Source organism: Halomonas sp. S3-1-1 (assembly GCF_023757625.1).
GTDB lineage: Bacteria > Pseudomonadota > Gammaproteobacteria > Pseudomonadales > Halomonadaceae > Vreelandella.
On the sequence record NZ_JALGBZ010000001.1, the window covers coordinates 255,019 to 267,338 of the forward strand.

The 12,320-nt window shown below is 62.4% G+C and carries 10 protein-coding genes; 6 read left to right on the plus strand and 4 right to left on the minus strand.

From position 1 onward, the window contains the following. Positions 1-103: 103 nt before the first annotated feature. Genes MQW23_RS01310 through MQW23_RS01320 form a run of 3 tightly spaced genes read right to left on the minus strand, consistent with a single transcriptional unit; the run spans position 104 to position 2,978 of the window. Complete coding sequence (locus MQW23_RS01310) at positions 104-844, minus strand: sulfite exporter TauE/SafE family protein (RefSeq protein WP_252106014.1); 741 nt, start codon at positions 842-844, stop codon at positions 104-106. A 9-nt stretch (positions 845-853) separates the two neighbouring features. Then, positions 854-1,510, minus strand: coding sequence for a transglycosylase SLT domain-containing protein (locus MQW23_RS01315; RefSeq protein ID WP_252106015.1), 657 nt, complete (start codon positions 1,508-1,510; stop codon positions 854-856). 25 nt (positions 1,511-1,535) lie between these two features. After that, on the minus strand, positions 1,536-2,978 hold the full coding sequence (locus MQW23_RS01320) for an aminotransferase-like domain-containing protein (protein ID WP_252106016.1): 1,443 nt from the start codon (positions 2,976-2,978) through the stop codon (positions 1,536-1,538). Positions 2,979-3,208: 230 nt separating this feature from the next. On the opposite strand from MQW23_RS01320, the gene MQW23_RS01325 reads away from it, so the two are divergent. From MQW23_RS01325 to gabT, 3 genes are read left to right on the plus strand one after another with little or no spacing between them, the layout of a single operon-like run. Then, positions 3,209-4,624 carry an APC family permease gene (locus tag MQW23_RS01325; protein ID WP_252106017.1) on the plus strand — a complete coding sequence of 472 codons (1,416 nt, stop codon included), beginning with the start codon at positions 3,209-3,211 and terminating at the stop codon, positions 4,622-4,624. 25 nt (positions 4,625-4,649) lie between these two features. Further along, positions 4,650-6,101, plus strand: a complete 1,452-nt coding sequence (locus MQW23_RS01330) for an NAD-dependent succinate-semialdehyde dehydrogenase (RefSeq protein ID WP_252106018.1) — start codon at positions 4,650-4,652, stop codon at positions 6,099-6,101. Positions 6,102-6,112: 11 nt separating this feature from the next. Then, the gene (gene gabT, locus MQW23_RS01335) at positions 6,113-7,384 is read left to right on the plus strand and encodes a 4-aminobutyrate--2-oxoglutarate transaminase (RefSeq protein ID WP_252106019.1); all 1,272 of its coding nucleotides are present in this window, start codon (positions 6,113-6,115) and stop codon (positions 7,382-7,384) included. A 66-nt stretch (positions 7,385-7,450) separates the two neighbouring features. Here gabT and MQW23_RS01340 read toward each other — a convergent pair whose 3' ends face one another. Beyond that, positions 7,451-8,266: a helix-turn-helix transcriptional regulator gene (locus MQW23_RS01340; RefSeq protein ID WP_252106020.1), complete on the minus strand. Its 816-nt coding sequence runs from the start codon at positions 8,264-8,266 to the stop codon at positions 7,451-7,453. A gap of 262 nt (positions 8,267-8,528) precedes the next feature. On the opposite strand from MQW23_RS01340, the gene MQW23_RS01345 reads away from it, so the two are divergent. From MQW23_RS01345 to MQW23_RS01355, 3 genes are all read left to right on the plus strand, one after another. After that, entirely contained in the window at positions 8,529-9,902 is a 1,374-nt protein-coding gene (locus tag MQW23_RS01345) for an APC family permease (protein ID WP_252106021.1), read from the plus strand. Between the two features lie 11 nt (positions 9,903-9,913). Further along, positions 9,914-10,801 carry a carbon-nitrogen hydrolase family protein gene (locus tag MQW23_RS01350; protein WP_252106022.1) on the plus strand — a complete coding sequence of 296 codons (888 nt, stop codon included), beginning with the start codon at positions 9,914-9,916 and terminating at the stop codon, positions 10,799-10,801. A 185-nt stretch (positions 10,802-10,986) separates the two neighbouring features. Next, complete coding sequence (locus MQW23_RS01355) at positions 10,987-12,261, plus strand: cation:proton antiporter (protein ID WP_252106023.1); 1,275 nt, start codon at positions 10,987-10,989, stop codon at positions 12,259-12,261. Positions 12,262-12,320: the final 59 nt, after the last annotated feature.

Consider the following 12,320-nt stretch of genomic DNA (forward strand, 5'->3'; position numbering starts at 1 on the left):
AGAGGTTTGTTTAATTAAAAATGTTTCTCATTTGTATTTGTTCGCGAAGATAGCGTGCACCCGCCGCCGTGTCAATCACGGGGCGGGCGCGTCATGCGCCGCTTCAAGCCGTCAGCAGATAGATGCCCTGAATTAAATAGAACGCGCCGATGGCGGTCACGATCCAGCGCGTCCAGGCGCGGAAGTTGGCGTCAGTCAAGCGGTGCAGAATGCGTGTGCCGGTTTGGGTGCCTAAAAGCGCAAAGGGGGCGGCCAGCGCCACCATGGCCCAGTCGCCGGCGCCGAGGGCGAGCGCCGAGCCGAGGTAAAACAGAATCTTGATGCTGTGCGCGACGACCTGAATCATCGCCTTGGTGGCGACCACCTGGCGGCGGTCCATGTTCGAGCGCACGAAGAAAATGTCGATCAAGGGCCCGGAAACGCCGGCGGCGATGGTGAGCCCGCCGGAGGCCAGCCCGCACGCGAGCGCGTGGCTTGCGCGGTTGGCGTTGAGCGCGAACCAGCGCTTGGGTAGCCAGACCAGAACCGGTAAAAGCCCGATTAAAATCGACACCGTGGCGGCGTCGGGGCTGTAGTCGAATAAAAGCAGCAGCCCCGCCGCGCCGGCCACGCCGCCGGCCATCAGCGCCACTACTCGCCAGCTAATGAAGCGCCGGGAAAGCCACGCGCGCGAGGCGTTGGCGGTGAGCTGAATCACCCCGTGCACCGCCATGGCGGAGGCCGCGGGAAAGATCAGTAGCAAAAACCAGAGCAGTACCAGCCCGCCGGCCATGCCGAAGATGCCGGACAGCAGCGAGGTAAAAAAGACCACGCCGACGAAGAGGGCGCCGATCAAAACGGCCATGCAGACTCCTTAGCGGCAAAAAGGCCATACCTGGTAGAACTTGCGGCACTGAAACTCCGCCTCGCAGGCGTTGAGCTGGGATTGATAGCGCCCCGCGCGGCTCGCGACCTGGCGCCCGGCGCGCAGCACGTGGGGTTTGTTGCGATAGGTGCCGCGCTGATAGCCGCCGGCGCCTTCGTGGTAGGCGTAGTAAAGATGCTCCGGGTTTTGCAGCGAGATGCCGGTCTGCGCGCGAGTGCGCGCGTTGTACCAGCCGATGAAATCGGTGGCATGCTTCATGTGGGTACGCCGGGCAAAGAGGCTGCCCGCCTGATCGCGGTACTCGCCCCACACCGGGTCCTGGGCCTGGGCGTAGCCTTTGGCCGACGAGGGTCGGGGGCCGGGAATGAAGCCGAGATAGTACTTGCGGTCCGGGCGCACGTGGCTTCGAAACGAGGACTCCTGCTGAATGAAGGACATTTGCGTGGCGATTGGCGTGCCCCACTGATTTTCCGAGTCGCGGGCGTAGTCGTACCAGCTTGGCTGCTCGCGGAAAATCTCGCATACGTTGCTTTGATCCTGCGGGGGGCTTGGGGCGAACGCCGCACAGCCTGACAGCGTAAGCAGCGCACACAGCGCCCAAAGGTGGCGTGCGTAAGCAGCGGTCGATCCGCGTAAATGACGCATGGCGTCTCCTGTTCGATCCCTGGTGTTATCGTTTCTCTGGCGCGTTGGCCTGGCGCAGCAGCGCGGCCAGGTGGTGGCGCAGGCGCTGCACTTCGCGGCTCAGCGTATCGCCGGAGAGCATGCCCACCCCCATCACCAGCCCCGAGCGGTCATCTTGTGGCGCACACACCGGGCTAAGCGGGCGCACGATGAGGTGCTCTTTCAAAAGCGCCTGGGCGATGGCTACGTCGTCCACCCCAGGCTCGAACTCTACGCACAGGCTGATGGTGCTGCTTGGCGGTGAAACGCGCTTGACCCGCGGTAGCCGCTTAAGCTGGTCGTGCAGCACCTGTTGGCGGCCCAGGTAGTCGCGCTGAATGCGCCGGCACCAGCTGTCCAAATCGCCGTCGAACATGAACTGGGCGAGCACCGCCTGGTCGAGCATGCGGCCTTCGCGAAAAAGCTCGCTTCTCAGCCGGTTCATTGGCTCTGCCAAGTGATGCGGCACCACCAGATAGCCCAAGCGCAGGCCGGGAAACATCATCTTGGAAAACGAGCCTACCAGCAAATGGCGCGACGAGCCGGGTTCGAACAGAAGCTCGGTGTGATCATCTTTGGTGAACTCGTAGTCGTCCTCCACCACGTAGGCGGGCTTAAGCGCTTGGCAAAACGCGCGCTTGTGCCGGGCGCTGGCGGGCATGCTCAGCGGGTAGTGGTGCGAGCCGGTCAGGTACGCCAGCGCCACCGGCTCGCCCGGCGGCTGTAAACGATAGCCGTCGTTTGGGTGCCAGGCGCGCATGTCGACGGTAAGCCCGGCGGCGGTGAAAATATTGCGCGCGCCCCAGTAGCAGGGTGACTCCATCGCGACGGTGTCGCCCACGTCGGTCAGCGCCATGGCGCAAAGCTCGATGCCGTTGTGGGTGCCGTCGGTGATGATGATCTGGTCCACGTCGCAGTCGATGTTGCGCCAGCGCGCGAGAAAATCGCGAATGGCGCGTTTGAGCGGCCCATACCCGCCGGTGGAGTAGGAGAGCAGCAGCGCGTTTTGCGCCACCGTGACGCTGGTATAGAGCTGGCGCCAGCGGCGCATGGGAAAGCGGGCGATGTCGGGAATGCCGGGCATGAAGGCGCCGCTTTGAATGCGGCTCGACCCCGGCGCGCCGAGCACCTGGCGGGCGCGTCGGGAGAGCGGCGCGGACAGCGGGTTTAAGGCCGGCGCCGATGGCGGCTTGCGCACCCAGGTGCCCTGGCCGTGGGCGGTCTTCAATAACGCTTCGCCGCGCAGCGTCTCCATCGCTTGGGCCATGGTTTGGCGCGCGCAGCCGGCGGCCTCAGCCAGCGCTCGGTGCGAGGGCAAGCGGCTGCCCTGGCTCCAGCGCTGGGTAATGGCCAAACGCAGCGCCTGCTCGATACGCACCTGCTTGTTGAGCCGCCCGGGCTGGGCCTGATAGAGCTCGGAAAACTGTTCGAGCATCTCGCTTACGCTCATTGACGTTCCTTCAACGCTTTTATCCAGCGCGTTATCTCACTCATAAATCAGAACGTTACCATACGTTCGCTAAAAGTGGTCTAGTCAAACCACACAATGGTCCATTCGCTTGGGTGGTTTTGCCTGCTAGCGTGTACTAAAGAGCGCTCTATCGCCGAAGGGGCGAGCGCCCTGCCATAACAATGCGCCACGCTTACACAACAACCAATCACTCTTGGGAAGATACCATCATGACGACATCGACTCCTGAACAGGCAAAGCTTGTTCGCGTGTTGGCACGTGGGGACGTGCTGGCGCTGGCCTTCGGGGCCATGATCGGGTGGGGCTGGATCGTACTGACCGGCACCGCCATTCAATCCGCCGGTAGTCTCGGCGCCATTCTGGCTTTCATCGTGGGCGGCATTGCGATTCTGCTGGTGGGGCTAACCTATGCCGAGCTCGCCTCGGCGATGCCGAAAGTCGGCGGCGAACACGTTTACAGCTACCGGGCACTGGGCCACGGCGCCTCGTTTCTATGTACCTGGGCGATCATTCTGGGCTATTTGAGCGTGGTGGCGTTCGAAGCCGTGGCGCTGCCGACGGTGGTCGAGTATATCGCGCCCAATTACGCGGTAGGGCATCTTTGGACCATTGCCGGTTGGGAAGTGAAGGCGACCTGGGTGGCGGTCGGCGTGGGCGGCTCGCTGATCATGATGATGGTCAACTACTTCGGCGTGACTACCGCTGCACTTTTGCAGAAAGTCGTCACCGGGCTGATTCTGGTGGTGGGCGTGATGTTCATCACAGGGGCCTTGTTCGAGGGTAACACCGCGAACATGACGCCGCTTTTCGCCTCCGGCGAGGCGGGCATGGCCGCGGGCATGATGGCCGTGCTGGTCATGGTGCCGTTTCTGTTCGTCGGCTTCGACGTCATTCCTCAGGCCGCCGAAGAGATCAACCTGCCCTACAAGGCGATCGGCAAGGTGCTGATGCTCTCGGTCATCCTGGCGGTAGCCTGGTACTCGCTGATCATTCTAGGCACCAGCCTGATGCTCGATAGCGCTGCACTTGAAGCGGCGAGTTTGACCGTGCCAGAAGCCATGGGCGTGCTGTTCAACGCTGACTGGGCGAGCAACCTGATGGTGCTGGCCGGTATCGCGGGCATCATCACCAGCTGGAACGCCTTTTATATCGGCGGCTCGCGGGCGATCTACGCGTTGGCCTCCGCCGGCATGCTGCCGCAAACCTTTGCCAAGCTGCACCCGCGCTACAAGACGCCGACCAACGCCGTGTTTCTGATGGGCTTTCTCTCCTGCATCGCGCCGTTTTTCGGCCGCCCGGCGCTGGTGTGGATCGTCGACGCCGGTGGCCTGGGCATCGTCATCGCTTACTTGTTCGTCGCGGTCTCCTTCATCGTGCTGCGCGTGCGCGAGCCGGACATGCCGCGCCCGTTTCGCGTGAGCTTTGGCATGCCCTGCGGCGTGGCGGCGGTGCTGATGTCGCTCGGCATGGCGTTTCTCTACCTGCCGGGCAGCCCCGCCGCGCTCACCGGCGCCGAGTGGATCATTTTCGCTGGCTGGTCGCTGATAGGACTGGTTCTTTACGTCTATTCGCTGCGCACCTATGGGCGCGCCTACAGCGACCGCCACATGCTGGACGACTTGTAACGTTTCATTCATTCAGGAGCACTTTATGAGCTTTATCGATCAATGGCTGAACGACAGCGTACCGGCGCTCATCGGCGGGCAGTGGCGCAAGGGTCAAACGACGTTCGCCGTCGACAACCCGGCCACCGGTGAGACCATCGCCCATGTCGCCGAGCTTGGCGGTAGCGACACCGAAGAGGCCGTCGCGGCAGCGTATGAGGCCGGCCCCGCCTGGCGCACAACCCCGGTCAAGGAGCGCGCGAAAATCCTGCGTCGCTGGTTCGAGCTGATCATCGAACACACCGACGACCTGGCCCGGCTGATGACCCTGGAACAGGGCAAGCCGCTGGCCGAGGCGAAAGGCGAAGTGGGTTACGGCGCCTCGTTCATCGAGTTCTTCGCCGAGGAAGCCAAGCGCATGGCCGGCGAAACCCTGCCCAGCCACGGTGCCGACAAGCGCCTGATGGTGCTGCGCGAGCCGGTCGGCGTGGTGGCCGCCATCACGCCCTGGAACTTCCCGCTGGCGATGATTACCCGCAAGTGCGCCCCGGCGCTGGCCTCCGGCTGCACCGTGGTGATCAAGCCCGCCGAAGCCACGCCGCTGACGGCACTGGCGGCGGCGTATCTCGGCCGCGAGGCGGGCCTGCCGGAAGGCACCATCAACGTGGTCACTGCCTCCAAACCCGCCGAGGTAGGCGAAGTACTGACCACCGATTCCCGCGTGCGCAAGGTGTCGTTCACCGGCTCCACGCCGGTCGGCAAGCGTTTGCTTGCCCAGTGTGCCAGCACGGTGAAGAAAACCGCCATGGAGCTGGGTGGCAACGCGCCGTTCATCGTCTTCGATGACGCGGATCTCGACGCTGCGGTCGACGGCGCAATCGCCTCGAAATTCCGCAACGCCGGCCAGACCTGTGTGTGCACCAACCGCTTTCTGGTCCAGGACGGCGTCTACGATGCCTTCGTCGAAAAGCTCGCCGCGCGCGTTCAGGAGCTGAAGGTCGGTGACGGCCTGAAGGAGGGAAGCACCATCGGCCCGCTGATCAACCAGGCGGCGGTCGACAAGGTGCAGCGCCACGTCAGCGACGCCCAGCAAAAAGGTGCCCGCGTGGTATGCGGCGGAAGCGTCAGTGACGCCGGCGAGCGTTTCTACACGCCCACGGTGCTGGCGGACGTGACCACCGAGATGGCCGTGGCGTTTGAGGAGACCTTCGGCCCGGTCGCGCCGGTATTCCGCTTTAAGCGCGATGAAGAGGCGATTCAGATGGCCAACGACACGCCGTTTGGCTTGGCTGCCTACTTCTACGCCACCGATTACCGCCGCGTCTGGCACGTCACCGAGGCGCTCGAATACGGCATGGTCGGCGTCAACGAAGGCCTCATTTCCACCGAGCTTGCGCCCTTTGGCGGCGTGAAAGAGTCGGGGCTGGGGCGTGAAGGCTCGCACCACGGGCTCGATGAATTTACCGAACTGAAATACGTCTGTGTCGGCGGTCTATAAGAGGAGTTGAAATGACGAACCACGAGTTGAACGAGCTGAAAAACCGTTTTGTCGCCAAGGGCGCCGCGACCCCGACCGCTCAGTTCGCCGAGCGCGCCGAAAACGCGGAAATCTGGGACGCCGACGGCCAGCGCTGGATCGACTTCGCTGGCGGCATCGGCGTGCTGAACCTGGGCCACCGCCACCCGAAAATCGTCGCCGCAGTGGAAGCGCAGCTCAAGAAGGTGATGCACACCAGCGCCGCGGTGATCTCCTACGCGCCCTACGTACAGCTGTGCCAGAAGCTTTGCGAGCTGACCCCGGTACGCGGCCCTGAGCGCAAGGCGATGCTGGTCAACACCGGCGCCGAGGCGCTGGAAAACGCGGTGAAGATCGCTCGCGCCGCCACCGGCCGCACCGGCATCATCACCTTTGACGGCGCCTTTCACGGGCGCACCATGATGACGCTGGCCATGACCGGCAAGGTGCTGCCCTACAAGAACGACTTCGGCCCGATGCCGGGCGATGTCTTCCGCGCGCCGTTCCCGAACCCGATCCACGGCATCAGCGAAGAGGCCTCCCTGGAAGCGCTTCGCACGCTGTTCAAGACCGATATTGCACCGCACCGCACCGCGGCTATCGTGATCGAGCCGGTGCAGGGCGAAGGTGGTTTCTACATCGCCTCCCCTGAGTACCTGCAAGCGCTTCGCGCGCTGTGCGACGAGCACGGCATTTTGTTGATCGCCGACGAAGTGCAGTCCGGCTTTGCGCGTACCGGCAAACTGTTTGCACTCGAACATAGCGGTGTCGAGGCGGACCTTCTGACCACCGCCAAGAGCCTAGCCAACGGCATGCCGCTCTCTGCGGTCGTGGGCTCGGCGGACGTCATGGACGCCTCTGGTCCCAATTCGCTCGGCGGTACCTACAGCGGAAACCCCTTGGCCTGCGCGGCGGCGCTGGCGGTGATCGAGACGATCGAGGAAGAGAACATCCTCGCGCGCAGCGAGCAGATGGGCCGCATGCTCGCCGAGCGCTTTGCGGTGTGGGAAGCGCGCTTCGAGCACGTGGCCCACGGCCGCCAGCTCGGCGCGATGGCCGCGTTCGAGCTGGTGGGCGCCGACGGCAAGCCCGACCCGGCCGCCACCGCCACGCTCTGCGCCAAGGCGCGTGAGCAGGGTCTGATCCTGCTCTCCTGCGGTTTCTACGGCAACAGCATCCGCATTTTGGTGCCGCTGACGGTATCGAGTGAGGTGCTGGAAGAGGGGCTCTCCATTATCGAGGCCTCGCTGGAGACGCTGGGCTAAGCCACGAGCGTTTTAACTGAGCCCGCCCTCGCGACAGGCACTCGCCTGTCGCGAGGGCGGGCTTTTTTATTGCGTTGAAATCGATGACGTCAGCTGAGCGAAGAACGGCATTAACAGCGCGAACAGCTCTGCCTGGGAGGAAATGCGGCACTTGGCATAGAGCTGACGGCGAAACACCTTGACCGTTTGCAGGCTGACATCGAGATGCAGGCTGATGGAAAGTGAAGAGTGGCCGCGCAGGATGAAAAGTGCCACTTCCGCTTGGCGAGGGCTCAGTTGGATGCCGCGCTGCCGGTCAAGCGCTTCTCGCAGGCGTTTTTCGAGCGGCAAGGGGCGGGCGTTTTGGGCGCTTTCCGGTCGATAGTGCTGCCAATGGCGGCTGAGAAGCCCGGCCAGAGTGAGTTCGTGGCGGCCGAGAGCGGTTAGTTCTGCCTGGCTAAACGGCTGATTGCTCGAGCGATCCTTTCCAAAGCAGGCGTTTAGCGTCACGCCATTTTCAAGCTGCGCGAAAATCGCAATTTCATCGAGTAGCGTCGTTTGACGGTAGTAGTGCTCGTAATAATGCGTGCGCCAGAAACGATCCGGCGCCACGTCGGCCAGGCGGCGAATACCCTGTACGCCGCCTTTGAGATGCTCACGGTAGAACGGATCCAGCAGGTAAGCGCCTTCCAGATAGTGACTGTCCATCTGTTGATAGACCACCGGATCGACGCACTCCCGGTACAGCACCTCGGGGCGCCGCTCTCCCTGGTAGGCGATGATGATCAGGTTATCGAACGCCACCAGCTGCTTGACCCAGCCAGAAAAGTGGCTCGGAAAATCCGGGGCGGACAGCGCCATGATCGTATCGGCCAGTTGCTTGTCGCGTTTGCTCTGCGTCACTCGCTCCCCATCACTGTTTCCATGCCTCTGTTCCCATACCACCCTGGGGTTATATACGTGGCGGTGCGCTGTCCCTACCTTCTTTATCGGGTGCGGTACGAGGCCGTTTCATCTGGCAGGGGAGCCAGGCAGACGGCCATTGCGTGCCAAGCCCTAATGATACCAAGTCAGGCAAGCCAAAGCGGATGACCTGGCAACAACGTCGTGACGACCGGTCGCAAGACGCGCCGGTGCGGTGAACGATGCCTTTAGGAGACACATCATGATAGATAATAATATCAAGCTGGAAAGAACGTTATCGCTCAAGGCGGTGGTGCTATTTGGGCTTGCTTACATGACACCCTTGATCGTGCTGGGTACGTTCGGTGTCATTGCCAGTACCAGCCAAGGGGCGGTGCCCACCGCTTATTTAATCACCACCGTTGCCATGCTGTTCACTGCCTACAGTTACGGCATCATGGCGCGCGCCTATCCAATATCCGGGTCGGCCTATACCTATACACGCAAGGCCATCGATTCCCGCGTCGGTTTCATGGTGGGCTGGAGCGTACTGCTGGATTATTTCTTTTTGCCCATGGTGATCTGGCTGATCGGTGCGGCCTATCTCAATGCGCGCTTTCCCGAGATCCCCAGCTGGCTCTTTTTGCTGGGCTTCATTGGAATCACCACGAGCCTGAACGTTTACGGGATCAAAATGGCGTCCAGGGTGAACTCGCTGTTGATGGTCTTTCAAATATTGGTGATCGTCTTCTTCGTGCTGCTGTCGGTGCGCCACGTCGTCTCTTCCGGCGGTACGAGTTCGCTGTTCAGTATGGGGCCTTTTGTGGGCGACAACGCCGGCTTTACGGCGATCGCCGCCGGCGCTGCCGTGGCGGCCTACTCCTTTTTAGGCTTCGATGCCGTCACGACGCTCACCGAGGAGACCATCGAGCCCAAGCGCAACATTCCACTCGCCATCATGCTAACGGCGCTGATCGGCGGCGGTATCTACGTGCTGGTGGGCTATACCACCCAGCTCGTGCACCCCGGTAGTGAGTTCATCAATGCCGATTCCGCTGCTTTCGAGATCGCCACGATGATCGGGGCAGATCTGTTCGGGGCCGCGTTTTTGGCCGGGCTGGTCGTGGCCCAGTTCACCTCGGGCCTTGCCGCTCAGGCCAGCGCTTCGCGGCTTTTGTATGCCATGGGCCGCGATGCCGTTTTGCCTCGGCGACTGTTCGGTGCGCTCCATGCCCACTTTCGTACGCCGGTGTTCAATATCGCGCTGACGGGCGCCATCGGTGTCGTTGCGCTGTTTCTCGACGTACTCTCGGCCGCTTCCTTCATCAATTTCGGCGCGTTCATCGCCTTCATCATGGTCAATCTGTCGGTGATCTTCATGGTGAACCGGGACGCTGACGCCAAGCGCCGCTACGGTGTCGTCAAGGGCATGCTGATCCCTCTGGTGGGTGCCGGGGTCAACCTGTGGCTGATGAGCCAGCTGGACAGCAATGCCTTCGTGTTGGGCGCCATCTGGTTGGCCATCGGGTTGGTTCAGTTGATCTATCTGACCCGAGGCTTTCGACAGCCGCCTCCCGAGGTAGACTTCGATGATTCGGATGACTTGTCACACACCGAGACATCAAACGCTCGCTAAGGAGGCACCCCATGGCCCGATACTTGCCGATACTGATGATGCAGGAGGTCGCTCGCCTGCACGACAGTGACGCCGAGCTACAGGCGTTCGAAGCCGAAATCGCCGCGCAGCTCAGCGATTTCGGCGCGGACTTCGAACAGCCCAGAATGGTCGTTTATCCCGAAATGCACCTATGCAGCGCCTCGGGCACGCCCGAGCAGCGCAAGAGGCAGCTGGAAGCCGCGGCGGAGCCGATCGATGGCCCCCGCGATCGGCATCTGTCTCGCATCGCGCGCCATCTGGGTATCTGGCTGTTGCCCGGCACGGTGTGTGAGTGCGGCAGCGACGGTTACCTCTACAACACGGCGCCGGTCTACTCGCCCGAAGGCGAGCGCGTTGCCGCCTATCGCAAGTGCTTTCCCTGGCGCCCTTACGAGCCCTACCGGCCCGGGGATCGCCTGGAGGTGTTCGACGTGCCGGGCATCGGCCGTGTGGGGCTGGCCATCTGTTACGATATCTGGTTTCCCGAAACGGTACGCCAGCTTGCATGGCAGGGGGCCGATGTCATCATCAACCAGGTCGCCACGACCACCTGCGACCGGGCTCAGGAACAGATCCTCGTGCAGGCCAACGCCATCTTCAACCAGGTTTACATGGTGAGCGTCAATGCGGCGACGCCTTCCGGTGAAGGGCAAAGCCTGGTCGTGGATCCGGAAGGCCGTATTCGAGCACGTATGCCCGGCGCCACGGCGGGAACGTTGACCGATGTGCTCAATCTAGACGAGGTCGACCGAGTGCGAACCTTCGGAACAGCGGGCTTGAACCGTATGTGGTCTCAATTCCGAGGCGATGATCCGGTGCTCGAACTGCCAATGTACGAAGGCCGTTTGGACCCCTACAAGTGGGCACATCGCTCGTAACGTCTTTGTGAAAGGTGGGCTTGAGCCCATCGTGGCGGTATCGATAGCCCGCCCTCATCGTAAGCGTTTGCTTGCGGTGGGGGGCGGGCCTCGCTTTTTAAGGTTATATTAGTGCTCCTGAAAATGACGCCCAGCCGGGCGTCATTTTATGGGATCGTCACCGTTTTAAATCCCCTGGAGCCCCGATGAGCCTGTTTTCTCTGGTGAGCATTCTGATCACGCTCGCCGCCGTGTCGAGCTACTTCAACTATCGCTATATCAAGCTGCCGACGACGATTGGCGTCATGCTGGTCGCGCTACTTGGCTCGCTCGCGCTGATTCTGATCAGCCCTTATAACGACGGCCTGCGCGATGAGGCCACCGCCCTGGTGGCGCGCATCGACTTCGACCAGGTGGTGCTGCACGGGCTGCTCGCGTTTTTGCTGTTCGCCGCCGCTATTCACGTCAAGTTCGACCACCTGGGCCGGGAGTGGCTGCCGATCGGACTGCTCGCGGTCGTGGGCACCTTGATGTCCACGTTCATCGTGGGAACGCTTGCCTGGTGGATACTCGGCTGGATGGGGCTCGGTATTCCCTTCATGCACGCGCTGCTGTTCGGCGCGCTGATCTCGCCAACCGACCCCATCGCGGTAGTCGCGATCATGAAATCCGTCGGTGTCTCGCAGCAGCTCGAAAGCCAGATCAGCGGAGAGTCGCTGTTCAACGACGGCCTGGGCGTGGTGGTGTTCATGGTGCTGCTACAGCTCGCGGGGCTCGACGGGGCTGAGCACGGCTCGAACTTAGGCGCCTCCATCGACGCGGCGGCCGTCGGCCTGCTGCTGCTCAAGGAGGTCGGCGGGGCGCTGCTGCTGGCGTGCGCCGTGGGCTATACCACTCACCAGATGCTCAAGCGCGTCGATAACTATCAGGTCGAGGTGCTGATGACCCTGGCCATCGCCATGGGGCTTTACGCCCTGGCGGATGCGCTGCACCTGTCCGCGCCCATTGCCGTCGTGATCGCGGGGCTGTTCGTGGGCAACCACGGGCGGCAGTTCGCGATGTCGGACAAAACCCGCGAAAACGTCGATACCTTCTGGGAGCTCATCGACGAGATTCTCAACGTGGTGCTGTTCTTTTTGATTGGCCTGGAGCTTTTGATTCTGCCCATCGAGCGCGCCTGGCTTTTGGCCGGCGCACTGATGATTCCTGTCGTGGTCGGCGCGCGCGGGTTCTGCGTCTCCTTGATCATGGGCTTACTCAAGCGGGTCAGAGAGCAGTCGCCGGGGACTATCCGGATTCTCACCTGGGGCGGGCTGCGCGGCGGCATCTCGGTGGCCATGGCGCTGTCGCTACCCGAAGGCGATCTGAGAAACCTGGTGCTGACGCTCACCTACTGCGTGGTGGTGTTCTCGATCGTGGTGCAGGGGCTGACCATGGGCAAAGTGATCCGCTGGAGCAGCGGTAGCAGCAAGGACGCTTGATGCAGGGGCTGGCATCGCCTGGGCGGACTTCTATACTGAGCGCACACCCCCATTGAAAG

Bases quoted from the DNA above. Each gene is read 5' to 3' on its own strand.
- MQW23_RS01310 (WP_252106014.1), bottom strand. From the start codon at position 844: ATGGCCGTTTTGATCGGCGCCCTCTTCGTCGGCGTGGTCTTTTTTACC.
- MQW23_RS01315 (WP_252106015.1), bottom strand. From the start codon at position 1,510: ATGCGTCATTTACGCGGATCGACCGCTGCTTACGCACGCCACCTTTGG.
- MQW23_RS01320 (WP_252106016.1), bottom strand. From the start codon at position 2,978: ATGAGCGTAAGCGAGATGCTCGAACAGTTTTCCGAGCTCTATCAGGCC.
- MQW23_RS01325 (WP_252106017.1), top strand. From the start codon at position 3,209: ATGACGACATCGACTCCTGAACAGGCAAAGCTTGTTCGCGTGTTGGCA.
- MQW23_RS01330 (WP_252106018.1), top strand. From the start codon at position 4,650: ATGAGCTTTATCGATCAATGGCTGAACGACAGCGTACCGGCGCTCATC.
- gabT (WP_252106019.1), top strand. From the start codon at position 6,113: ATGACGAACCACGAGTTGAACGAGCTGAAAAACCGTTTTGTCGCCAAG.
- MQW23_RS01345 (WP_252106021.1), top strand. From the start codon at position 8,529: ATGATAGATAATAATATCAAGCTGGAAAGAACGTTATCGCTCAAGGCG.
- MQW23_RS01350 (WP_252106022.1), top strand. From the start codon at position 9,914: ATGGCCCGATACTTGCCGATACTGATGATGCAGGAGGTCGCTCGCCTG.
- MQW23_RS01355 (WP_252106023.1), top strand. From the start codon at position 10,987: ATGAGCCTGTTTTCTCTGGTGAGCATTCTGATCACGCTCGCCGCCGTG.